The organism is Streptomyces aurantiacus, assembly GCF_027107535.1.
Lineage (GTDB): Bacteria > Actinomycetota > Actinomycetes > Streptomycetales > Streptomycetaceae > Streptomyces.
Genome location: NZ_CP114283.1, coordinates 2,436,818 through 2,459,588, shown reverse-complemented (window position 1 = coordinate 2,459,588; position 22,771 = coordinate 2,436,818). Strand labels below are relative to the sequence as shown.

At 71.1% G+C, this 22,771-nt stretch carries 22 protein-coding genes; 11 read left to right on the top strand and 11 right to left on the bottom strand.

From position 1 onward, the window contains the following. Positions 1-16 precede the first annotated feature (16 nt). Entirely contained in the window at positions 17-1,792 is a 1,776-nt protein-coding gene (locus tag O1Q96_RS12595) for a streptophobe family protein (RefSeq protein ID WP_269248256.1), read from the top strand. A gap of 154 nt (positions 1,793-1,946) precedes the next feature. Further along, entirely contained in the window at positions 1,947-3,152 is a 1,206-nt protein-coding gene (gene serB / locus O1Q96_RS12590; protein WP_269248255.1) for a phosphoserine phosphatase SerB, read from the top strand. A 102-nt stretch (positions 3,153-3,254) separates the two neighbouring features. Here serB and O1Q96_RS12585 read toward each other — a convergent pair whose 3' ends face one another. The 4 genes from O1Q96_RS12585 to O1Q96_RS12570 all read right to left on the bottom strand — a co-directional run bounded on the left by O1Q96_RS12585 (position 3,255) and on the right by O1Q96_RS12570 (position 5,775). Then, complete coding sequence (locus tag O1Q96_RS12585) at positions 3,255-3,773, bottom strand: SixA phosphatase family protein (RefSeq protein WP_269248254.1); 519 nt, start codon at positions 3,771-3,773, stop codon at positions 3,255-3,257. A gap of 74 nt (positions 3,774-3,847) precedes the next feature. Beyond that, entirely contained in the window at positions 3,848-4,063 is a 216-nt protein-coding gene (locus tag O1Q96_RS12580) for a hypothetical protein (protein ID WP_269248253.1), read from the bottom strand. A 207-nt stretch (positions 4,064-4,270) separates the two neighbouring features. Continuing rightward, positions 4,271-4,387: an SGM_5486 family transporter-associated protein gene (locus O1Q96_RS12575; RefSeq protein ID WP_254643715.1), complete on the bottom strand. Its 117-nt coding sequence runs from the start codon at positions 4,385-4,387 to the stop codon at positions 4,271-4,273. Positions 4,388-4,470: 83 nt separating this feature from the next. Beyond that, positions 4,471-5,775 (bottom strand): CynX/NimT family MFS transporter, encoded by a 1,305-nt coding sequence (locus O1Q96_RS12570; protein WP_269248252.1) that lies wholly within the window; start codon positions 5,773-5,775, stop codon positions 4,471-4,473. A 103-nt stretch (positions 5,776-5,878) separates the two neighbouring features. Between O1Q96_RS12570 and O1Q96_RS12565 the strand changes: the two genes are divergently transcribed. After that, complete coding sequence (locus O1Q96_RS12565) at positions 5,879-6,574, top strand: FadR/GntR family transcriptional regulator (protein ID WP_269248251.1); 696 nt, start codon at positions 5,879-5,881, stop codon at positions 6,572-6,574. On the opposite strand, the gene O1Q96_RS12560 is transcribed toward O1Q96_RS12565, so the two are convergent. The 3 genes from O1Q96_RS12560 to fabG all read right to left on the bottom strand — a co-directional run bounded on the left by O1Q96_RS12560 (position 6,558) and on the right by fabG (position 8,591). Continuing rightward, on the bottom strand, positions 6,558-6,920 hold the full coding sequence (locus O1Q96_RS12560; protein WP_269248250.1) for a hypothetical protein: 363 nt from the start codon (positions 6,918-6,920) through the stop codon (positions 6,558-6,560). The two genes, O1Q96_RS12565 and O1Q96_RS12560, sit on opposite strands and share 17 nt — an antisense overlap. A gap of 178 nt (positions 6,921-7,098) precedes the next feature. Further along, on the bottom strand, positions 7,099-7,866 hold the full coding sequence (gene fabI, locus O1Q96_RS12555) for an enoyl-ACP reductase FabI (protein WP_269248249.1): 768 nt from the start codon (positions 7,864-7,866) through the stop codon (positions 7,099-7,101). A gap of 5 nt (positions 7,867-7,871) precedes the next feature. Continuing rightward, the gene (gene fabG, locus O1Q96_RS12550; RefSeq protein WP_217454617.1) at positions 7,872-8,591 is read right to left on the bottom strand and encodes a 3-oxoacyl-[acyl-carrier-protein] reductase; all 720 of its coding nucleotides are present in this window, start codon (positions 8,589-8,591) and stop codon (positions 7,872-7,874) included. 186 nt (positions 8,592-8,777) lie between these two features. Here fabG and O1Q96_RS12545 point away from each other — a divergent pair, with 186 nt between their 5' ends. The 3 genes from O1Q96_RS12545 (at position 8,778) to tyrS (ending at position 13,048) form a co-directional block, all read left to right on the top strand. Continuing rightward, positions 8,778-10,301 carry a TldD/PmbA family protein gene (locus O1Q96_RS12545; protein ID WP_269248248.1) on the top strand — a complete coding sequence of 508 codons (1,524 nt, stop codon included), beginning with the start codon at positions 8,778-8,780 and terminating at the stop codon, positions 10,299-10,301. Next, positions 10,298-11,716 carry a metallopeptidase TldD-related protein gene (locus O1Q96_RS12540; RefSeq protein ID WP_269248247.1) on the top strand — a complete coding sequence of 473 codons (1,419 nt, stop codon included), beginning with the start codon at positions 10,298-10,300 and terminating at the stop codon, positions 11,714-11,716. The genes O1Q96_RS12545 and O1Q96_RS12540 overlap by 4 nt, the downstream gene beginning before the upstream one ends. Positions 11,717-11,782: 66 nt before the next feature. Continuing rightward, complete coding sequence (gene tyrS, locus O1Q96_RS12535; RefSeq protein ID WP_269248246.1) at positions 11,783-13,048, top strand: tyrosine--tRNA ligase; 1,266 nt, start codon at positions 11,783-11,785, stop codon at positions 13,046-13,048. Between the two features lie 81 nt (positions 13,049-13,129). Here the strand turns inward: tyrS and O1Q96_RS12530 are convergent, their stop codons facing one another. Next, positions 13,130-13,405, bottom strand: a complete 276-nt coding sequence (locus O1Q96_RS12530) for a GlsB/YeaQ/YmgE family stress response membrane protein (RefSeq protein ID WP_217454613.1) — start codon at positions 13,403-13,405, stop codon at positions 13,130-13,132. 211 nt (positions 13,406-13,616) lie between these two features. On the opposite strand from O1Q96_RS12530, the gene O1Q96_RS12525 reads away from it, so the two are divergent. Further along, positions 13,617-14,003: a DUF3099 domain-containing protein gene (locus O1Q96_RS12525; protein ID WP_269253579.1), complete on the top strand. Its 387-nt coding sequence runs from the start codon at positions 13,617-13,619 to the stop codon at positions 14,001-14,003. Positions 14,004-14,259: 256 nt separating this feature from the next. Then, positions 14,260-14,517 carry a hypothetical protein gene (locus O1Q96_RS12520; protein WP_269248245.1) on the top strand — a complete coding sequence of 86 codons (258 nt, stop codon included), beginning with the start codon at positions 14,260-14,262 and terminating at the stop codon, positions 14,515-14,517. A 26-nt stretch (positions 14,518-14,543) separates the two neighbouring features. Here O1Q96_RS12520 and moaA read toward each other — a convergent pair whose 3' ends face one another. The 3 genes from moaA to O1Q96_RS12505 form a co-directional block, all read right to left on the bottom strand. Then, positions 14,544-15,533, bottom strand: coding sequence for a GTP 3',8-cyclase MoaA (gene moaA, locus O1Q96_RS12515; protein ID WP_269248244.1), 990 nt, complete (start codon positions 15,531-15,533; stop codon positions 14,544-14,546). Between the two features lie 162 nt (positions 15,534-15,695). Then, positions 15,696-17,324 (bottom strand): solute symporter family protein, encoded by a 1,629-nt coding sequence (locus O1Q96_RS12510; protein ID WP_269248243.1) that lies wholly within the window; start codon positions 17,322-17,324, stop codon positions 15,696-15,698. Continuing rightward, complete coding sequence (locus tag O1Q96_RS12505; RefSeq protein ID WP_269248242.1) at positions 17,321-17,677, bottom strand: DUF485 domain-containing protein; 357 nt, start codon at positions 17,675-17,677, stop codon at positions 17,321-17,323. Before O1Q96_RS12505 ends, O1Q96_RS12510 begins: the two co-directional genes overlap by 4 nt. 394 nt (positions 17,678-18,071) lie before the next feature. Here O1Q96_RS12505 and O1Q96_RS12500 point away from each other — a divergent pair, with 394 nt between their 5' ends. The 3 genes from O1Q96_RS12500 (at position 18,072) to O1Q96_RS12490 (ending at position 22,714) form a co-directional block, all read left to right on the top strand. Then, positions 18,072-19,595 (top strand): S8 family peptidase, encoded by a 1,524-nt coding sequence (locus O1Q96_RS12500; RefSeq protein ID WP_269248241.1) that lies wholly within the window; start codon positions 18,072-18,074, stop codon positions 19,593-19,595. 60 nt (positions 19,596-19,655) lie between these two features. Continuing rightward, complete coding sequence (locus tag O1Q96_RS12495) at positions 19,656-21,191, top strand: S8 family peptidase (protein ID WP_269248240.1); 1,536 nt, start codon at positions 19,656-19,658, stop codon at positions 21,189-21,191. A 110-nt stretch (positions 21,192-21,301) separates the two neighbouring features. Continuing rightward, a complete protein-coding gene (locus O1Q96_RS12490) occupies positions 21,302-22,714 on the top strand; it encodes a CoA transferase (RefSeq protein ID WP_269248239.1) in 1,413 nt (470 codons plus the stop codon). Positions 22,715-22,771: the final 57 nt, after the last annotated feature.

Below are 22,771 nucleotides of genomic sequence, written 5' to 3'. Positions count from 1 at the left end.
AGTCGGGGGGCTGACGATGAGCGACGGGTCCGTGGGACACGGCAGGCGCGTGCCACTGGGTGATGTGCTGTTGTCCTCGATCGCCGCCGTGAGCTGGGCGTTGATCGGGATGGCGGGCGTCGCGGCACTGGGCCTGCATCTGCTCGGCGCGGACGCGGAGGCCTCGCTCGGGCCGATGACCGCGGCGGTTGTGGCGCTCGGGGCGGGTGGTTCGGTGACTCCCTCGGGTGACGTGTCGGCTTTCGGCCTGGACGGCGCGCAGGCCGAGACGGCCCTCCAGATCACGCCACTCGGTGTGAGCCTGGTGGGCGCGCTGCTGCTGTCCTGGTTCTTCCTGCGTTCCCTGCACGGTGCGGGAGCGGTGATCGCACCCGCCGAACTGCTCGCGCGGGCGGGCACGGTGGCCGCTCTCTTCGTGGCGATGCTGGGCGGTCTCGCCTGGGCGGGACACGACATCATCACGATCGACGGCGGTTCGCTCGGGCTCGACGAGCTGCCGGGCGGCGGGCTGCCCGACGCCGTGGAGGTGCCCGGGCTCGGCGACATCGGCGGCCTGCTGCCGGACCGGCTCGGGGATCTCGCGGAGGCGAACGCCCAGGTGGGCTTCACCGTCGAGACGGTACCGACCCTCCTCGGCGGCCTGGGCTGGGTGCTCGGCGTCCTGGTGATCGCGCTGCTGGCCTCGCGCCGGACCCCGCTGCCGCCCGGCTGGACAGCGGTGCACCGCCTGGTGCGTCCCGCGGTGTCCGCGCTGGTCACGGTTGTGCTGGTGGCGGTCCTGGCGGGCTGCGCGGCGGCGGCGTACGCGGCTCTCGGCGACGACAACCCCAAGCGGATCGCCGGCGCCGCCCTGCTCGGGGCGCCCAACGGGGTGTGGCTCGGCATCCCGATCGGGCTCTTCGTGCCGTGGGACGGGAAGGCGACGGGTCCGTTCCTCCAGTTCCTGCCGGATCCCATGGACGACCTCCTGAAGTTCTCCGAGCAGCCCGTCACGCTCGGCAGGCTGGCCGAACTGGACAGCCGCGTATGGCTGTTGGGGGTCGCCGCGGCCCTGATGATGCTGTTCGCGGGCGTCCTGACCGCGGCGCGCACGCCGTTCGTACGGGAGCGGGGCGTCCTCGGTTTCGCGGGTCGCTGCGCGCTGCGGCTGGCGGTCGTGACCGCGTCGGCGATGCCGTTGCTGGCCTGGCTGACGGAGGTGTCCGTGGACGCCTCCCTGTCCGTGCTGGGCATCGACGCGTTCGACTCCGGGATCGAGCTGCGGGGGCAGCTGGGCATGGCTCTGCTGCTCGGTGCGCTGTGGGGCGCGGGAGCGGGGGCGGCGGGCGCGCTGCTCGCGTGCGCCACGGGCGCCGCCGGCCGGCAGGCGGCTCCGCAGGCACGGGTCGGGGCGGGCACCGGGTCCGGTGCCCCGTACGCGGAGGCCGCCGGGGAGGCCGGGCCCTACCACCCCGGAACGCCGTTCCGGCCGGCGAACCCGGACACGAACCCCTATCTGCGGCTGCCCGACGAGCTGCGGGAGCCCGGGCCCGGTCGGGGACCCGGCGCGCGGACCCCCGGTGCTCCTTCCTCCCCCGGCGGGCAGGCTCCCGGCGGGCGGCTCCCCGGCGCCCGGCCGCCCGACGACGTGTACGGGGCTCGGACGGTGGCCGGGCCCTTCATCCCGCCTCCCCCGCCGCCGGCCGGTCCGGGGTCTCGGCACCGCTCCCGGTCGTCGCAGGACGGGCCGCCTCCCCCGCCGGACGAGCTGCCGCCCCCGCCCCCGCCGCGGAAGCCGGGCGGACGGCGATGACCAGGGACGGGACGAGGGCCGGGGCGAAGAGCGGGACGAGGGGCGGACATGATCCGTACGGTCCGGGGACATCCCGGGGACACCTACTGTTCCGTGTCCGTCAGGCGGACCTCGGGGGCGGGCGGCACGGGGTGCCGGATACGGTGTGAACACCATGAGCTCATCGCAGACCTCTGACGTTCCCACTCTCCTCGTCAAGATCTTCGGCAAGGACCGTCCCGGTATCACGGCCGGGCTCTTCGACACCCTTGCCGCCTACTCGGTCGACGTGGTCGACATCGAGCAGGTCGTCACCCGTGGCCGGATCGTGCTGTGCGCGCTCGTGACACATCCGCCGGCCGGTCTGGAAGGCGATCTGCGGGCCACGGTGCACAGCTGGGCCGACTCGATGAGGCTGCAGGCCGAGATCATCTCCGGGCACGGCGACAACCGGCCGCGCGGGCACGGCAGGTCGCTGGTGACCGTCCTCGGGCATCCGCTCACCGCGGAGTCGACGGCCGCCATCGCCGCCCGGATCACCGGGACCGGCGGCAACATCGACCGTATCTTCCGGCTGGCCAAGTACCCCGTGACGGCCGTCGAGTTCGCTGTCTCCGGTACGGAGCCCGAGGCGCTCAGGACCGCCCTGGTGACCGAGGCCGCGGCTCTCGGCGTCGACATCGCGGTGGTCGCCGCCGGGCTGCACCGGCGGGCGCAGCGCCTGGTCGTCATGGACGTGGACTCCACGCTCATCCAGGACGAGGTCATCGAGCTCTTCGCCGCACACGCCGGCTGCGAGGACGAGGTCGCCGAGGTGACGGCGGCCGCGATGCGCGGGGAGCTGGACTTCGAGCAGTCGCTGCACGCGCGCGTGGCGCTCCTCGAAGGGCTCGACGCCTCCGTGGTGGACAAGGTGCGCAGCGAGGTGCGGCTGACGCCGGGCGCGCGCACGCTCATCCGTACGCTGAAGCGGCTCGGTTTCCAGGTCGGGGTCGTCTCGGGCGGGTTCACGCAGGTGACGGACGATCTCAAGGAGCGGCTCGGGCTCGACTTCGCCCAGGCCAACACGCTGGAGATCGTCGACGGGAAGCTGACGGGCAGGGTCACCGGCGAGATCGTGGACCGCGCGGGCAAGGCACGGCTGCTGCGCCGGTTCGCCGCGGAGGCGGGCGTACCGCTCACTCAGACGGTGGCGATCGGTGACGGCGCCAACGACCTGGACATGCTCAACGCGGCCGGCCTGGGGGTGGCCTTCAACGCCAAGCCGGTAGTGCGCCAGGCGGCGCACACCGCGGTGAACTTCCCCTTCCTGGACACGGTCCTCTACCTGCTCGGTGTGACGCGGGAAGAGGTCGAGGCGGCGGACATGCACGTGGACTGACGCGTCCCCGCAACCCACCCGGGTCCTCACCCGGGTCTCCCACGACAGGGACGGGGCCCGGCACCGTGAAGGTGCCGGGCCCCGTCCGCGTTCGGCGGGTGACTACTCGGACGGGTCCCAGTGCTCGACCAGCGTGGCCGCGCCGGGCTCCAGGCTCTTCCACGAGCCGGTGAAGGAGAACACGGCGAAGGCGGCGGCGGGGAACTCGTGGCGGCTCAGCCGCTCCTGCGCGTCATCCTCGGACCGGTCGGCCAGGATGTCCGCGAGGCCCTGCACTCCGGGGTTGTGCCCGATCAGGAGGGCGTTGCGCACGTCGTCCGGGGTTTCGTTGAGTACGGCGATCAGCTGGCCGGGTGAGGCCTCGTAGAGCCGCTCCTCATAGACCGTTTTCGGCCGGTGCGGGAGCTCATGGACGGCGAGCTTCCATGTCTCGCGGGTCCGGACCGCGGTGGAGCAGAGGGCCAGATCGAAGGGGATGCCGGAGTCGGCCAGCTTGCGTCCGGCGACGGCGGCGTCCTTGCGGCCCCGCTCAGCGAGCGGACGCTCGTGGTCGGGCACGTCGGGCCAGTCGGCCTTCGCATGCCGGAAAAGGACAATCCTGCGGGGTTCTGCGACGCTCATGAGTCCCAGCTTCGCACGAAACACGCCATGGGGCGCAGGGAGTTGATGCGCTGCCCGCCATGGGCGCCGGGAACTCAGGAGTCCTCGTGCAGCACGATCTGCTGGATCCGCTCGAACAGGTTTCCGACCACCGGGTCCGTGCCCGCCGCGTGGGCGTCCGCCGGGTTCAGGATCAGCAGCAGGAGCGCCACGAAGGCGAGCGCGGGGAGGACGAGCGCCCACCAGGGCAGCGTGACCTCGACGCCGCGCCTGCTCGCCGGACGGGGCGTGATGTGCGTAGGGGCCGACATGCCGCCTCCGTGGGGCTCCGAGTGGTCCGTGGTCCGCGTCCTCGCGGTCACATCTCGAAGGTACGGACTCGGGAACGCCCAACCCATCCGGTGATCCACCCACTTGACCCTGACACTCACCCCCTAGGGGATGGTGGGGACAACCCCACCATCGCGTCGCGCGGAGGTCGGGGCGTCGGGGTCACGGCCGGTGGCGGACCGCCGCGTTCAGGGGGAGGCGATCGACGCGATGACGCCGATGACCACGAAGATGAGAAGGAACGCGCCGAAGACGAGCAGCATCTTCTTCTGGCCGTTCTGAGGGTTCGGATCGAGCACGGGCATACGGCAAGTCTCGCACCCTCCGCCCGCCCCCTCACCGGTGGGGTCGGCCCCCCGGGGCGGCCACGCGCACGCCGTCCGTCATGTCACCGCGCGGCCTCGTCCTCCACGGTGCGGTCGCGGCCCGCGAGGACGCCCACCACGATCTGCGGGACCATCAGGCCCGTCATGAGGGCGATCGGCAGTCCCCAGCCACCGCTGTGCTGGTAGAGCACGCCCACCAGCAGCGGGCCGGGGATCGAGATGAGGTACCCGGTGCTCTGCGCGAAGGCCGACAGCTGCGCGACCCCCGCGCCGGTCCTGGCCCGCATGCCGACCATCGTGAGGGCCAGCGGGAACGCGCAGTTGGAGACGCCGAGCAGCAGGGCCCAGGCCCAGGCGCCGCCCGCCGGAGCGAGGTAGAGGCCCGCGTAGCCGACGAAGCCGCAGAGGCCGAGGGCGACCACGATCGGTCCCTGGTGGGGCATCCGGGTGGCCAGCCGCGGAATGACGAAGGCCAGCGGCACGCCCATCACCATCGTGACCGCGAGCAGCAGTCCGGCGGTGCCCGCCGGGACACCCGCGTCCCGGAAGATCTGCGCCATCCAGCCCATCGTGATGTACGCGGCGGTGGCCTGGAGCCCGAAGAACACGGCGAGGGCCCAGGCGGTACGGCTCCGGGTGATCCGCAGCGGAGCGGCCTCCTGCGCCGATCCGGAGGCCGCGGCGGGGACGCGCTCGGCGGACAGGGCCGTGCCCCGGGCCCGCGCGAGGGGGATCCACGGCAGGACCGCGACGGCCGCGAGGCCCGCCCAGACGGCGAGACCCGACTGCCAGGCGCCTCCCAGGGCCCGTGTCATGGGCACGGTGACGGCGGCCGCGGAGGCGGTGCCGAGGGCGAGGGCCATGGAGTAGAGGCCGGTCATGGAGCCGACCCGGTCCGGGAACCAGCGCTTGACGATCACCGGCATGAGGACGTTGCTGACCGCGATGCCCATGAGCGCGAGGGCGCTGGCCGCCAGAAAGCCGGCCGTGCTGCCCGCGAACGGCCGGACGGCCAGGCCCGCACCGATCGCCAGCATGCCGGCGCAGACCACGGCGGCGGGTCCGAAACGGCGGGCGAGGCGCGGTGCCATGACGCCGAAGACGGCGAAGCACAGGGGCGGTACGGAGGTGAGGAGGCCGGCGACGCTGCCGCTCATGCCGAGTCCGTCGCGCACCTCTTCGAGGAGGGCGCCGAGGCTGGTGATGGCGGGACGCAGGTTGAGGGCGGTCAGGACGATGCCGACGATCACCAGGCGCGTCATCCACGCGCGCGTGACGGGCGGCCGGAGGTCCGCGTCGTGCGCGGAGCTGCGTATCGGTGGTGCCATCGTCGTCCGGGTTTCCTCGCCAGTCATGCGCCCCATCATAGAATCATGGGATGATTGGTTGTCCACTCCCCTGGTGCACAATTCCCTGGCACCCGTATCGCGGTGCCTCCTCCTGGTGCACCCCCTGGCGCGAAGGACCGTCATGCCGCTGAGCCACCCCCGCCGTTCGGCGCTGTCCGAGCAGGTCATCGCCGCACTGCGGAACCAGATCACCTCCGGCGAGTGGCCGGTGGGCGCCCGCATCCCCACCGAGCCGGAACTGGTCGAACAGCTGGGGGTCGCCCGCAACACGGTCCGGGAGGCCGTCAGAGCGCTCGCGCACAACGGCCTGCTCGACATCCGGCAGGGCTCGGGCACCTACGTCGTGGCCACCAGCGAGCTGGCCGGTGTGATGCACCGCCGGTTCGCGGACGCCGATCCGCGGCACATCGCCGAACTGCGCGCCACGCTGGAGTCGAGTGCGGCGAGGCTGGCCGCCGAGCGCCGCACCGAGCGCGATCTCAAGCAGCTGGACGCACTCCTCGTACGCCGGGAGGAGGCCTGGGAGTCAGGGGACGCGGAGGCCTTCGTGAGCGCCGACACGACCTTCCACCTGGCCGTGGTCGCCGCGTCCCACAACGACGTCATGACGGCGATGTACGCGGACCTGGGCGAGGTGGTGCGCGACTGGCTGCGCGAGGACATCGGCGAGGAGCTGACGCCCGGGACGTACATGGACCACTCGCGCCTGGTGGACGCGATCCGCACGGGCGACGCGGAGACGGCCGCCTCGGAGGCGGCCGGTTATCCCTTCCAGTGCCGCCCGGGGCGGCCCGGGAACGTCACCTCCGGTGGCTGACCCACGCCGAGCGGACCTCCTTCCAGCAGCGGCCGGTCAGCCGGACGGTCTGCGCGGGCCCCGCCTCGACCCTCGTCCCGTCGGCGTCGATGTCCCACCACCGGTCGCACTCGATGTGCAGGCCGACCCGGTCGGGCTCCGGGTACGGGTTGTGGCAGTACGCCGTCACGTACGAGCCGTCGACGACGGTCCGGCAGACCGCTCCGAAGGGTCTGTCGTCATCGTCCTGCGAGGGCACGCGCGCGTGGGGCGCTGTTTCCGCGGTGTGCGAGACGGCGTCGAAGGGCAGCACGAGCAGAAGGGTCAGAGCGGCAAGCAGCGGGGGAAAACGCTGGGAGAGGCGCACAAAGGGACCTCCTCGGCCGGGCTGGGGAGGGGCATCTCGGGAGGGGAACTCCTACTCCAGAGTGGGCCGTTACCTCCCGTCGCCGCCCGGCCGGTGGGGCCGAACGGGTGACGCCCCGCTCCCCGCGCGCTGCGGGGAACGGGGCGCCGACTCCGTACGAGGACCTTCGCGGGGGCGTTTACGCGCCGATCGCGTGCAGACCGCCGTCGACGTGGATGATCTCGCCGGTGGTCTTCGGGAACCAGTCACTGAGCAGGGCGACGATCCCGCGGCCGGCCGGCTCGGGGTCCTTGAGGTCCCACTCGAGCGGCGAGCGGTCGTCCCAGACCGCGGCCAGCTCGCCGAAGCCCGGGATGGACTTGGCGGCCATGGACCCGATGGGGCCCGCGGAGATGAGGTTGCAGCGGATGTTCTGCTTGCCCAGGTCGCGCGCCATGTAGCGGCTGGTGGCCTCCAGGGCCGCCTTGGCCGGGCCCATCCAGTCGTACTGCGGCCAGGCGTACTGCGCGTCGAAGGTGAGGCCGACGACGGAGCCGCCGTTCTGCATCAGCGGCAGGCAGGCCATGGTCAGCGACTTCAGGGAGAACGCCGAGACGTGCATGGCGGTGGCCACGGACTCGAACGGCGTGTTGAGGAAGTTGCCGCCCAGGGCGTCCTGCGGGGCGAAGCCGATGGAGTGCACGACGCCGTCCAGGCCGCCCAGCTCCTCACCGACCAGGTCGGCCAGGCGCGCCAGGTGCTCGTCGTTGCTGACGTCGAGCTCGATGACCTTGGCGGGCTTGGGCAGCTTCTTGGCGATGCGCTCGGTCAGGGTGGGCCGCGGGAACGCGGTGAGGATGATCTCGGCGCCCTGCTCCTGGGCCAGCTTGGCCGCGTGGAAGGCGATGGACGACTCCATCAGCACACCGGAGATCAGGACGCGCTTGCCCTCGAGAATTCCGCTCATGGTGATCAGTGACCCATTCCCAGTCCGCCGTCTACGGGGATGACGGCTCCAGTGATGTACGAGGCGTCGTCCGAGGCGAGGAACCGCACTGTCGCGGCGATCTCCTCGGGCTGCGCGTACCGGCCGAGCGGCACCTGCTTCACGATGCCCTCGCGCTGCTCGTCGGTGAGCACCTTGGTCATGTCGGTGTCGACGAAACCGGGCGCGACGACGTTGAAGGTGAGGTTGCGCGAGCCCAGCTCGCGGGCGAGGGAGCGCGCGAACCCGACCAGGCCGGCCTTGGACGCGGCGTAGTTGGCCTGGCCCGGCGAGCCGTACAGACCGACGACGGAGGAGATCAGCACCACGCGGCCCTTCCTCGCGCGCAGCATGCCGCGGTTGGCGCGCTTCACGACCCGGAAGGTGCCCGTCAGGTTGGTGTCCAGGACGGACGTGAAGTCCTCCTCGGACATCCGCATCAGCAACTGGTCCTTGGTGACACCGGCGTTGGCGACGAGAACCTCGACCGGGCCGTGCTCGGCCTCGATCTGCTTGTAGGCCTGCTCCACCTGCTCGCTGTCGGTGATGTCGCACTTGACCGCGAGGCAGCCCAGTTCGGTGACGGCGGCCGGAGGCTCGCCCGTACGGTATGTGATCGCGACCTTGTCGCCCGCGTCGACGAAAGCGCGGGCGATGGCAAGGCCGATGCCCCGGTTTCCTCCGGTGACGAGAACCGAGCGGCTCAACGGATCACCCTTTCGATAGCCGGTCTGGTACCTCAAAAACCTATCGGTACCGTCAGCCTTGCGGAGAATCGGGCACCGACAGTGGCTTGGGGGACTCACTGTCGGATCCCTACAGAAAGGTGTGGCCGCCGGGCCCGCCCGCGCGACATGATCGGACCGACAGGCGACGACAGCAGGGAGACCTCCGTGCCCCATTCCATCGACGAAGCCTTCGCGGCACTGCCGCTGAGGGCCCTGGCCGACGCGGCGCTCGCGCGGGCCCGGGCGCTGGGCGCCGACCACGCCGACTTCCGGTTCGAGCGGGTGCGCAGCGCGGCCTGGCGGCTGCGGGACGCGAAGCCCGCCGGCTCCTCGGACACCACGGACCTCGGCTACGCGGTGCGCGTGGTGCACGGCGGCACCTGGGGGTTCGCGTCGGGTGTCGATCTGACGATGGACGCCGCCGCGAAGGTGGCGTCACAGGCCGTGGCGATGGCGAAGCTGTCGGCGCAGGTGATCAAGGCGGCGGGTTCGGACGAGCGGGTCGAGCTGGCGGACGAGCCCGTGCACGCCGAGCAGACGTGGGTCTCCTCGTACGAGATCGACCCCTTCTCCGTGCCGGACCAGGAGAAGTCGGGGCTGCTGGAAGAGTGGAGCGCGCGGCTGCTCGCGGCGGACGGCGTCAGTCACGTGGACGCCTCGCTGCTGACGGTGCACGAGAACAAGTTCTACGCGGACACGGCCGGCACGGTGACGACCCAGCAGCGGGTCAGGCTGCACCCCCAGCTCAATGCCGTGGCCGTCGACGAGTCGAGCGGCGAGTTCGACTCGATGCGCACGATCGCGCCGCCCGTCGGGCGCGGCTGGGAGTACCTGACGGGCACCGGCTGGGACTGGGAGTCGGAGCTCGCGCGGATCCCCGAGCTGCTCGCCGAGAAGATGCGGGCGCCGAGCGTCGAGGCGGGGTTGTACGACCTGGTCGTCGACCCCTCGAACCTGTGGCTGACCATCCACGAGTCCATCGGCCACGCCACCGAGCTGGACCGTGCGCTCGGCTACGAGGCGGCGTACGCCGGGACGTCGTTCGCCACCTTCGACCAGCTGGGCAAGCTGAGGTACGGCTCCGAGCTGATGAACGTGACGGGTGACCGCACCGCCGAGCACGGTCTCGCGACCATCGGGTACGACGACGAGGGCGTCGCCGGGCAGTCCTGGGACCTGGTGAAGGACGGGACGTTGGTCGGCTACCAGCTGGACCGCCGGATCGCGAAGCTGACCGGCTTCGAGCGGTCCAACGGCTGCGCGTACGCCGACTCCCCCGGCCATGTGCCCGTACAGCGCATGGCGAACGTGTCGCTCCAGCCGGATCCCGCCGGGATGTCCACCGAGGACCTGATCGGGAGCGTCGACCGCGGTATCTACGTCGTGGGCGACCGGTCCTGGTCGATCGACATGCAGCGGTACAACTTCCAGTTCACCGGGCAGCGGTTCTTCCGGATCGAGAACGGCCGGATCACGGGCCAGCTGCGGGATGTCGCCTACCAGGCGACGACCACGGACTTCTGGGGCTCGATGGCGGCCGTCGGCGGCCCGCAGACGTACGTCCTGGGCGGCGCCTTCAACTGCGGCAAGGCCCAGCCGGGCCAGGTCGCGGCGGTCTCGCACGGCTGCCCGTCGGCCCTCTTCAAGGGTGTCAATATCCTCAACACGACCCAGGAGGCCGGTCGATGAGCGCGCGCACGCCCCATGGCAGTACTTCCTCGACGAACAAGCCGCACGAGGTCGTCGAGCGTGCCCTCGCGCTGTCCCGGGCGGACGGGTGTGTGGTCATCGCCGACGAGCGGTCGACCGCCAACCTGCGCTGGGCCGGCAACGCGCTGACGACGAACGGTGTCACGCGCGGGCGCACGCTGACCGTCATCGCGACGGTCGACGGCCGCGAGGGCACCGCCTCCGGTGTCGTCTCGCGTTCGGCAGTGACCCCGGACGAGCTGGAGCCCCTGGTGCGGGCCGCCGAGGCGGCTGCGCGCGGGGCGGGCCCGGCCGAGGACGCACAGCCGCTCGTGGCGGGCGTGTCCGCCTCCCCCGACTTCACGGACGCGCCCGCCGAGACTTCGTCGGCCGTCTTCACGGACTTCGCCCCGGCACTGGGCGAATCGTTCGCACGCGCGCGTGCGGGTGGACGCGAGCTGTACGGCTTCGCCAACCACGAGCTCGTCTCCAGCTATCTCGGCACGTCCACGGGGCTGCGCCTGCGTCACGACCAGCCCACCGGGACGCTGGAGCTGAACGCCAAGTCGCCGGACCGTACGCGCTCGGCGTGGGCGGGGCGCTCGACGCGGGACTTCAAGGACGTGGACCCGGCGGCGCTCGACGCCGAGCTGGCCGTCCGGCTGGGCTGGGCGCAGCGGCGTGTCGAGCTGCCCGCCGGACGGTACGAGACGCTACTGCCGCCGACCGCCGTCGCGGACCTGCTGATCTACCAGATGTGGTCGGCGGCGGCCCGGGACGCGGCGGAGGGCCGGACGGTGTTCAGCAGGCCCGGCGGCGGTACGCGCGTCGGCGACCGGCTCACCGACCTGCCGCTGACCCTGCGCAGCGACCCGAACGAGGCCGGGCTGGAGAGCGCCCCCTTCGTCCTCACGCACTCCTCCGGGGACGACGCCTCCGTCTTCGACAACGGGCTGCCGCTCAGCGCCACGGAGTGGGTCCGCGAGGGTGAGCTGAAGCATCTGACGAGCACGCGGCACAGTGCGGGCCTGACCGGGCTGCCGGTGGCCCCCGGTATCGGCAACCTCATCCTCGACGGCGGCGACGACACCTCTCTGGAGGAGATGGTCGCCGCCACGGAGCGCGGGCTGCTGCTGACCTGCCTCTGGTACATCCGCGAGGTCGACCCGGCGACGCTGCTGCTGACCGGACTGACCCGGGACGGCGTCTACCTCGTGGAGAACGGCGAGGTCACCGGCGAGGTCAACAACTTCCGGTTCAACGAGTCGCCGGTGGGCCTGCTGGGGCGGGCGACCGAGGCGGGACGGACGGAGAAGACGCTGCCGCGCGAGTGGAGCGACTGGTTCACCAGGGCCGCGATGCCCGCGCTGCGGGTGCCGGACTTCAACATGAGCTCTGTCAGCCAGGGCGTATAACCTCGATAGCCTCGCAGTCGGCCGTTTTCCGGCTGCCCGAAGATCACCCAAGGAGACACGAGAACCGTGACGGACATCGTCGACGAGCTGAAGTGGCGCGGGCTGTTCGCCCTGTCCACCGACGAGGACGCATTGCGCAAGGCGCTCGCGGACGGTCCCGTCACGTTCTATTGCGGCTTCGACCCCACCGCGGCCTCGCTGCACGTCGGGCACCTGGTGCAGGTCCTCACCATGCGCCGCCTCCAGCAGGCGGGTCTGCGCCCGCTGGCCCTGGTGGGCGGGGCGACCGGCCAGATCGGCGACCCGCGGCCGACGGCGGAGCGCACGCTCAACGACCCGGAGACCGTCGCCAACTGGGTCGGCCGGCTGCGCGGCCAGATCGAGCCGTTCCTGTCCTTCGAGGGCGAGAACGCCGCGGTGATGGTGAACAACCTGGACTGGACGGCCGGTCTCTCGGCCATCGAGTTCCTCCGGGACATCGGCAAGCACTTCCGCGTCAACAAGATGCTCACCAAGGACTCCGTCGCCCGGCGTCTGGAGTCCCAGGAGGGCATCAGCTACACGGAGTTCAGCTACCAGCTGCTCCAGGGCATGGACTTCCTGGAGCTGTACCGCAGGTACGGCTGCACGCTCCAGCAGGGCGGCAGCGACCAGTGGGGCAACCTCACGGCGGGCCTGGACCTGATCCACCGGCTGGAGCCGGACGCCGCGGTGCACTGCGTCGCGACGCCGCTGATGGTCAAGGCGGACGGCACCAAGTTCGGCAAGACCGAGGGCGGCGCCGTCTGGCTCGACCCGGAGATGACGACGCCGTACGCGTTCTACCAGTTCTGGCTGAACGTGGACGACCGCGACGTGTCGACGTACATGCGGATCCTGTCCTTCAGGTCCCGCGAGGAGCTGGAGGAGCTGGAGAGGCAGACCGAGGAGCGCCCTCAGGCCCGCGCCGCCCAGCGGGCGCTGGCCGAGGAGCTGACGACGCTGGTGCACGGCGCCGGCCAGACGGCCGCCGTGATCGCCGCGTCGCGGGCGCTCTTCGGCCAGGGCGAGCTCGCCGAGCTCGACCCGGCGACGCTGAGCGCCGCGCTCTCCGAGCTGCCGCACGTACGGGTTTCCGAGCCCGGCCCCGTGGTGGACCTCTTCGCGGAGGTGGGCCTCGTGGCCAGCAAGTCGGCGGCGCGAAGGACGGTCAAGGAGGGCGGGGCGTACGTGAACAACGTGAAGGTCGCCTCCGAGGACGCCGTCCCCGGCAAGGAGGACCTGCTGCACGGGCGGTGGCTGGTGCTGCGGCGGGGCAAGAAGAACCTTGCCGCCGTGGAGGTCGCTCCGTAGGAAAAGGGCGCCCGCTGCCGCCGGCGCCCGGCTCGCGAGGGAGGGCGGGTCCGCCACGGACCCGCCCTCCCTCGCGTGCGTTCAGGTTCTCTGTTTGTTGCCTCGCATCGCCGTGTAGAGCATGTCGCCCAGGAAGACGATGACGACCGCGGCGGCGAGCTGGAGGGCGTGCCGGCCCCAGTCGATGCCACTGGTCTCGTCGATACCGAAGCCGCGGGCGATCGCGTTGCCGACGATCGCGCCGATGATCCCGAAGATCGTGGTGAGCCAGAGCGGGCTGTGCTGTTTGCCCGGAATGATCGCCTTGGCCAGCAGGCCCAGTACGAATCCCACGATGATCGCCCACAACCAGCCCATGGCTGCCTCCTATACGGCTCTACGCGAGCATTACGCCCAGTGTCGGGCCGGTTGCCGTACGGCGCATGTCGGGCACGGCCGTACGCGGTACGGCGCAGTCGTCACCAGCCGGACCGGAGCCGACCCGGTCTCGTGGGCGGCGCAGCCGCGGCGTAACGTGGAGGTCCGTACGGGCCGGGAGCGTCCGATGCAGGCGGGGTGGTGGAGCGTGATGCGCAAGCAGAGCGACGCCGAGGTCTTCCGGATCACCGGGGCCCGGCAGGGGCTCGCCGACGACGTACGGGGCAGGCAGCGCCGCTACATCATCTCGATGTCCGTCCGCACGGTCTCCGTGGTCCTCGCGGCCACCCTGTGGAACGTCGAGCGGCACGTCGCGGTCGTTGCGCTGGTGCTCGGCATCCTGCTCCCCTACATCTCCGTGGTGATCGCCAACGCGGGCCGGGAGAACGCGCCCTCGCTGCCGTCCACCTTCGTGACCGCGCCCACCCGTCCCATGCTGGCGGAGCCCGGTGCCGGAGGCGTCGCGGAACCCGCCCCGGAGGACCTGGCGGCCGACCCGGACGCGCGTCCGCGGGGCGAACCGCGCGAGCGGGCCTGACCACGGAGGATGCTCCGAAAGCGGAATCCGGACCCCCCGCAAAGCTCAGGAAAAGCTCAGATCAATCATGTTGTTCCGTTGCCGGGCAACGGGTTACCCGTGACATACTTGGAACGCGCTCCGCATCCCCCGTCGGAGCGACAGACCGACGCCGGGCAGCTCCCCCCGTGGCTGCTCGGCGTCGCCTTTTGCGGGGCCTGCCGGACGGGCACATCCGCCGGTCCTACCGGGTGACTCCTCGACTAGGGTCGAGGACGTGATTCTGAACGTCCCCGGTTCCGACCCGGAGTCCTCCTCTTCTCCCATCTGCTCCGCCAAGGCCTGCCGGGCGGACGCCGTGTGGGTGCTCGCCTGGAACAATCCGAAGCTGCACACACCTGAGCGGCGCAAGACCTGGCTCGCGTGCGAGGAGCACCGCGAACACCTGTCGAAGTTCCTGGGCACGCGCGGCTTCCTGAAGGATGTCGTGCTCATGGAGGAATGGGAGTCCGCGGAGCGGCCGCCCGAGAGCTGAGCGGGCGGCGCCCCCGCGCCGGGCCGTCAGCCGCCGATCGCCGACATCGGGCGGTCCGGCTGTACGAACGACGGGTCGTCCAGACCTGCTCCGGCCTTCTTCCCCCACATCGCCAGCCGCCAGATCCGGGCGACCTCCTCGTCCGGCGCGTCCGAGCGGAGCGCCGCCCGCAGGTCGGTCTCCTCCGAGGCGAAGAGGCAGGTGCGGACCTGGCCGTCCGCGGTGAGCCGCGTACGGTCGCAGGCCGAGCAGAACGGGCGGGTGACCGAGGCGATCACTCCGACCCGGTGCGGTCCGCCGTCCACGACCCAGCGCTCGGCGGGCGCCGAGCCGCGCTCCTCGGACCCTTCCTCCGTGAGCTCGAAGCGCGTACGCAGCGAGGCGAGGATGTCCCCGGCGGTGACCATGCCCTCGCGCTTCCAGCCGTGCTGCGCGTCGAGGGGCATCTGCTCGATGAACCGCAGTTCGTAGTCGTGCTCCACGGCCCAGGCGAGCAGGTCCGGCGCCTCGTTCTCGTTCAGTCCCGGCATGAGTACGGAATTGACCTTGACCGGCGTCAGCTCCGCGGCGCGGGCCGCTTCGAGGCCCTCGATGACGTCCTTGTGGCGGTCACGGCGGGTGAGGGTCTTGAAGACGTCCGGGCGCAGGGTGTCCAGCGAGACGTTGACCCGGTCGAGCCCTGCCGCCTTCAGGGCGGTCGCGGTGCGCTTGAGGCCGATGCCGTTCGTCGTCAGGGACATCTGGGGGCGGGGCTCAAGAGCGGCCACGCGCTCCACGATCCCGACGAGACCGGGGCGCAGCAGGGGCTCGCCGCCGGTGAAGCGGACCTCGGTGATGCCGAGTCGCGTCACCGCTATGCCGATGAGACGGACGATCTCGTCGTCCGTGAGCAGGTCGGGCTTGGCCAGCCACTGCAGGCCCTCCTCGGGCATGCAGTACGTACATCTCAGGTTGCACCGGTCGGTCAGTGAGACGCGCAGGTCGGTGGCCACCCGGCCGTAGGTGTCGATGAGCACGTGGGCCCCCTCCCTCGATACGGACCTGACTGCTTCGAACGATCAGTCGACCCGATACCTGCGAGCCTACGTGAAGGGACCGACAACGAGAGTGGCCCGATCGCTCCAGACATGCCGCGGCCGCGTCGTAGGGATCTACGACGCGGCCGCTCGGTGTGACGGTCAGTGCGCTCCGGTTCCGGTGAGGGAGCGGACCTCCAGCTCGGCGTACTTGCCGGCGTCCGCCTTCTCCTTGGACAGGAGGGTGCCGACGAAGCCCAGCAGGAAGCCGACCGGGATGGAGATGATGCCCGGGTTCTCCAGCGGGAACCAGTGGAAGTCGACGTCCGGGAACATCGAGGTGGCCTTGCCCGAGACGACCGGCGAGAAGAGCACCAGGCCGACCGCCGTGGTGAGGCCTCCGTAGATCGACCACAGCGCGCCCTGGGTGGTGAACCGCTTCCAGAAGAGGCTGTAGAGGATCGTCGGCAGGTTGGCGGAGGCGGCGACCGCGAAGGCGAGGGCGACCAGACCGGCGACGTTGAGGTCGCGGGCGAGGGCGCCGAGGCCGATGGAGACGACTCCGATGCCGATGGTGGCGTAGCGGGCGGCGTTGATCTCCTGCTTCTCGGTCGCCTGGCCCTTCTTGATGACGTTCGCGTAGATGTCGTGGGCGAACGACGAGGACGAGGCCAGGGTCAGACCGGCGACCACCGCGAGGATCGTCGCGAAGGCCACCGCGGAGATCGTGGCGAGCAGGATCGCGCCCCAGGCCGAGTCGACGCCGCCCAGATGCAGGGCGAGCAGTGGCGCGGCCGTGTTGCCCGCGGGATTGGATTCGACGATCTCCTGCTTGGAGATGAGGGCCGCCGCGCCGAAGCCGAGCGCGATGGTCATCAGGTAGAAGCCGCCGATGATGCCGATCGCCCAGTTCACGGACTTACGGGCGGCCTTGGCGTTGGGCACGGTGTAGAAGCGGATCAGGATGTGGGGCAGACCGGCCGTGCCCAGCACCAGGGCGATGCCCAGCGAGATGAAGTCGATGCTGGAGGTGGTCGTGAGGCCGTACTTGAGGCCGGGCTCCAGGAAGGCCGCGCCCTGGCCGCTGTTCTTGGCCGCCGATCCGAGCAGGTCGGAGACGTTGAAGTCGAACTTGAGCAGCACCAGGAAGGTGATGAGCAGCGTGCCGCTGATGAGCAGCACGGCCTTGACCATCTGGACCCAGGTGGTGCCCTTCATGCCGCCGATGGTGACGTACACGATCATCAGGATGCCGACCAGGGCGACGATGCCGACCTTCCCGGCGTCACTGGTGATGCCGAGCAGCAGCGAGACCAGGACGCCGGCGCCCGCCATCTGCGCGAGCAGGTAGAAGATCGACACGACGATGGTAGAGGTGCCGGCCGCGGTACGCACCGGGCGCTGGCGCATGCGGTAGGCGAGGACGTCGCCCATGGTGTACCGGCCGGAGTTGCGCAGCGGCTCGGCGACCAGGAGCAGCGCCACCAGCCAGGCGACCAGGAAGCCGATGGAGTACAGGAAGCCGTCGTACCCGAAGAGGGCGATGGCGCCCGCGATGCCGAGGAACGAGGCGGCGGACATGTAGTCGCCGGAGACGGCGAGGCCGTTCTGGAAGGCGCTGAACTGGCGGCCGCCCGCGTAGAAGTCGGCGGCGTCCTTGGTCTGCCGGCCCGCCCAGACGGTGATGACGAGGGTGGCGACGACGAAGACCGCGAACAGGGCGATGATCAGCGGCCGGTGCTCGCTGGCCTCCCCCGCCGCGAGTGGGACCTGGGTGATCGCGGGGCTCATGCGCCGCCCTCCATCCGGGACTTGATCGCCTCGGCCTTGGGGTCGAGTTTGGTGGACGAGTGCCGCTCGTACCACCAGGCGATGAGGAACGTGGTGAGGAACTGGGCGAGGCCCAGGACGAAGGCAACGTTGAAGTTGCCGACGAGCTTGGTGCCCATGAAGTCGTCCGCGTAGATCGACAGCAGGACGTACAGCAGGTACCAGCTGATGAAGCCGACGGTCAGCGGGAAGGCGAAGGAGCGGTGGGCGCGGCGCAGTTCACCGAACTCAGCGCTCTCCTGCACCTCTACGAACTCCGCGGTGGTCGGGAGATGAGGTTCTGCTTTCGAGGGGGGCGGTGCGTCGGTGGCCACGGAGTCTCCTCGCGTTGCGGGTGCGGGTGCGGCTTCGGACGGGGGTGTCTCGGGATCGGGGGACGGGCTGGGTACGGACATGGCTGATTTCTGACCTCACGGTGACGTGGATCACGTTGTCCGGGGGGCGACGTCAGGTACCCCGGGCGTGATCCAACAGGGGGCCCGATGGTGCTCGTGCTCCCTGCTCAACGTCACGGCGCCGCGTGGGGAGCGGTTCAACACGCGGCACTTCTTTCGGAACTCGTCGTCGGCGTTTCACAAGACATCCCCGTAAGTCATTGCTGGCCAGGGACGACGGGAGATAGCTTCGCCCTGCACCACCCCGTCATGTACCTGCCCGAGCACCACCTGTGTTCGGGCTGGTTCCGTTTCCGGATGAAGTGGAGATCCCATGGCTCATCTGCGTTCCAGACGCCGTCTTGCTCTCGCCGTGCCCGTCGCGCTGTCCCTCACCGCCTCGCTCGGCTTCCTGCCGGGTGTCGCCTCGGCGGCCCCGCAGGCCGCGCCCGCCGTCACGGCGGCCGACGGACCGAACCTCGCGTACGTGGTCAACACGAAGACCGACCACCGCACGATCGGCTCGGTGAAGAAGGCGATAGCCAAGGCCGGCGGCACGGTCGTCACCACGTACGACAGGATCGGCGTCATAGTCGTCCACTCGGCCAACCCCGAGTTCGGGCCGAAGATCCGTGCCGTGCGCGGTGTCCAGTCCGCCGGTGCCACGCGTACGACGCCGCTGACCGCGGCGGGCACGACGGACGAGGGCGCCGCCGACTACCTCTCGGCCGCCGAGGCCGCCAAGGTGAAGGCCGCGGCCACCCCGAAGAGCGAGCCCCTCGAGGCCGACCAGTGGGACCTGCGCGCGATAGGCGCCGACAAGGCCGCACAGATCAACCCGGGCAGCAAGAAGGTCACGGTCGCCGTGATCGACACGGGTGTCGACGACACGCACCCGGACCTGGCCCCGAACTTCTCCGCCAAGCAGTCCGCGAACTGCGTGGGCGGCGTGGCCGACACGAGCGAGGGCGCCTGGCGTCCGTACACCGCCGAGGACTACCACGGCACGCATGTCGCCGGTGAGATCGCCGCCGCCCGCAACGGCATCGGCGTAGCCGGTGTCGCGCCCGGCGTGAAGGTCTCCGGCATCAAGGTCAGCGACCCGGACAACGGGCTCTTCTACCCGGAGAGCGTCGTCTGCGCCTTCGTGTTCGCCGCCGACCACGGCGTGGAGATCACGAACAACAGCTACTACGTGGACCCGTGGCTCTACAACTGCATGGACGACCCCGACCAGCGGGCGATCGTCGACGCGGTGAACCGGGCCCAGAAGTACGCCACGAAGAAGGGCACCCTGCACCTCGCGTCGGCGGGCAACTCGAACCACGACCTCGACTCGGACGCGATCGTCGACGACTCCAGCCCCGACGACTCGACGCCGGTGACCCGCACGATCGACCCGCACGAGTGCTTCGACGTTCCGACCCAGCTCCCGGGCATCGTCACGGTGAGCGCGACGGGCGTGCAGAACCTCAAGTCGTACTACTCCACGTACGGCAAGGGCGTCGTCGACGTCGCGGCCCCCGGCGGTGACCGGCTCTACCAGATCCCGGACACCCCGTCGAAGAACGGCCGCATCCTCTCCACGATGCCGAACAACCAGTACGGCTTCCTGCAGGGCACCTCGATGGCGTCGCCGCACGCCGCGGGTGTCGCCGCGCTGCTGAAGTCCGAGCACCCGTGGGCGAGCCCGGCCCAGCTGCAGGCGCTGCTGAAGGCCCAGGCGGACAACCCGGGCTGCCCCGACTCGTACGACCAGGACGGCAACGGCACGCAGGACGCCACCTGTGAGGGCGGCAAGCGCGTGAACGGCTTCTACGGCTTCGGCATCGTCAACGCGCTGAAGGCCGTCAAGTAGCCCGAGTCTCCTGGGGATTCCCGCACGGCCCATGAACTCGAGAAACGAACTGGAGACAGCATGACCGCGCCTCACACGCGCTCGCGCCGCGTCATAGCCATCCCGATGGGCATGGCCCTGGCCACGGCTCTCGCCTTCCTGCCGAACGTCAGCGCGTCCGCGGCTCCGGCGCCCGACGCGGCCGACGTGGCCGGACAGCTCTCGGCGGAGGCGACCCCGCTGAGCTACGTCGTCAACGTCCGTGCCGGCCACGGCCCTTCCTCGCAGGTGAAGAAGGCCATCGCCAAGGCCGGCGGCACGATCGTGACGTCGTACGACAGGATCGGCGTGATCGTCGTCCACTCGTCGAACGCCGACTTCGCGAAGACCATCCGCAAGGTGCGCGGGGTCGCGTCGGCGGGCTCGACGCGTACGGCGCCGCTGCCCGCGCAGTCCACGACCGACGTCGGCACCCCCAAGGTGCTCACCGCGAAGCAGGTCGCGGACGTCGAGGCGGCGGACGGACAGGACCCGCTGGAGCCCCTGCAGTGGGACCTGCCCGCCATCAAGGCGGACAAGGCGCACAAGAAGACGCTCGGCAGCAAGAAGGTCACCGTCGCGGTGATCGACACCGGCGTGGACGACACGCACCCCGACATCGCGCCGAACTTCGACCGCAAGGCGTCGGTCAACTGCGTGTCGGGCAAGCCGGACACGACCGACGGGGCCTGGCGGCCGAGCGCCGCCGAGAGCCCGCACGGCACGCATGTGGCGGGCGAGATCGCCGCCGCGAAGAACGGTGTCGGCGTCACGGGCGTCGCGCCCGGCGTGAAGGTCTCCGGCATCAAGGTCTCCACGACGGCCGGCTTCTTCTACACGGAGGCCGTCGTCTGCGGCTTCATGTGGGCGGCCGAGCACGACGTGGACGTCACGAACAACAGCTATTACACCGACCCGTGGTACTTCAACTGCAAGAACGACCCGGACCAGAAGGCGCTCGTCGAGGCCATCACCCGGGCGTCGCGGTACGCGGAGAAGAAGGGCACGGTCAACGTCGCGGCGGCGGGCAACGAGAACTACGACCTCGCCGCGGACTCGATCACCGACCCGACCTCGCCCAACGACACGACTCCGGGCGAGCGCGTCATCGACCCGTCCGAGTGCCTCGACATCCCGACCCAGCTGCCGGGTGTCGTCACGGTCGCGTCGACCGGCGCGAAGGGCATCAAGTCGTCCTTCTCGAACCACGGTCTGGGCGTCATCGACATCGCTGCCCCCGGCGGCGACTCGACGCGCCTGCAGACCCCCGCCCCGCCTGCCACCAGCGGTCTGATCCTCGGCCCGATGCCGGGCGGCACGTGGGGCTACATGGCCGGTACGTCGATGGCCTCCCCGCACGTCGCGGGCGTCGCCGCGCTGATCAAGTCGACGCACCCGCGGGCCTCGGCGGCCATGGTCAAGGCGCTGCTGTACGCGGAGGCCGACGCCACGCCGTGCACCAAGCCGTACGACATCGACGGCGACGGCAAGGTCGACGCGGTCTGCGAGGGGCCGAAGAACTACAACGGCTTCTACGGCTGGGGTACCGCGGACGCGCTGGACGCGGTGACGAAGTAGGGCGCACCACCTGAGGGCGCCTCTCGCTGGCGCCTCTCGCGGGGCCGGGCAGCCGTGTGCTGCCCGGCCCCGTCGTCATGTCGCCCGAGCGCACCCGGCACAGTGTCCCCATGACCGCCACCGACTTCGCATGGGCCGCGCTGGGCGGCGATCCCGCGCTGCCGTCCCGGATCTCGACCGTCGTACGCCCCAGGACACTGGAATCACGGCTGCCGGTACGGGAGTTGGCGCGGGCCTGCGTGGGCGTGTGCGCGCTGGCCGCCGCCGAGCTGGGCGCGCGGCGGGCGGGACGCCCGGACGTACCCGGGGTGCGGGTCGACGACGGGGCCCTCGCCACGGCGTTCGTCAGCGAGCGGCATCTGCTCGTCGACGGGCGGGCGCCGGTCGCCTTCGCGGCGCTGTCGCGGTTCTGGCGGACGTCGGACGGCTGGGTGCGGACGCACGCCAACTACCCGCATCACCGGGCGCGGCTGCTCGGCGCGCTGGGGCTGCCCGCGGACACCGCGGACGCGGCCTCGGTCGCCCCGGTGCTCGCCGAGCGGTCGGCCCTGGAGGTCGAGGAGACCGTGTGCGCGGCCGGTGGTCTCGCCGTCGCGGCGCGCACCGCCCAGGAGTGGGCACGGCATCCGCAGGGGGTGGCGGTCGCCGGGCGGCCGCTGGTCGAGCGCGCCCGGCTCGACTCCGCGGGCACGCGCGGCCTCGCGCCCGCCGGACCAGGGCCGGTCCTGCCCGCCGCCGGGCTGCGCGTGCTCGACCTCACCCGTGTCATCGCCGGGCCCGTCGCGACCCGGACCCTCGCGCTGCTCGGCGCGGACGTGCTGCGTGTCGACCCGCCCGGGCTGCCCGAACTGGCCGACCAGCACGCGGACACCGGCTTCGGGAAACGGTCCGCCACGCTCGACCTGACGACCGGTCGGCGGGCCTTCGAGGAACTGCTCGCCGCGGCGGACGTCGTCGTGACCGGCTACCGCCCGGGGTCCCTGGACCGGTTCGGGCTCTCCCCCGAGGCGCTGGCCGAGCGGCGGCCCGGGATCGTGGTGGGCCGGCTGTCGGCGTGGGGGGCCTACGGGCCGTGGGGCGGCCGGCGGGGGTTCGACAGCCTCGTGCAGGTCGCTACGGGTATCGCCGCCCGCGAGGGCTCCGGGGAGCGGCCCGGGGCATTGCCCGCGCAGGCTCTCGACCACGGCACGGGGTATCTGCTAGCGGCCGGGATCCTGCGCGCCGTCACTGAGCAGTTTGACGAGGGCGGGTCACGCCTCGTGGAGCCGGCGCTGGCCAGGACGGCGGGGTGGCTCATGGGTGAGGACATGGGGGGCGAGGGAGGGGCGGACGCCGCCGGCCCGGACGACGGCTCCCTCGGCGATCCGGATGCGTACGACGGCCCGGGTCCGTGGCTCGCGGAGACGGACAGTGAGCTGGGCCGGCTGAGGTACGCCCTGTCGCCGGTGTCCTTCACGGGCGGGCCGTCGGACTGGGCGCGGCCGCCCGGCCCCTGGGGCTCGGATTTCCCGCGCTGGACCTGAGTCGCGGGACGGTCGCAGGCGTATGAATGGGCGGAATGCCCGTGGGACGGGCGGAAT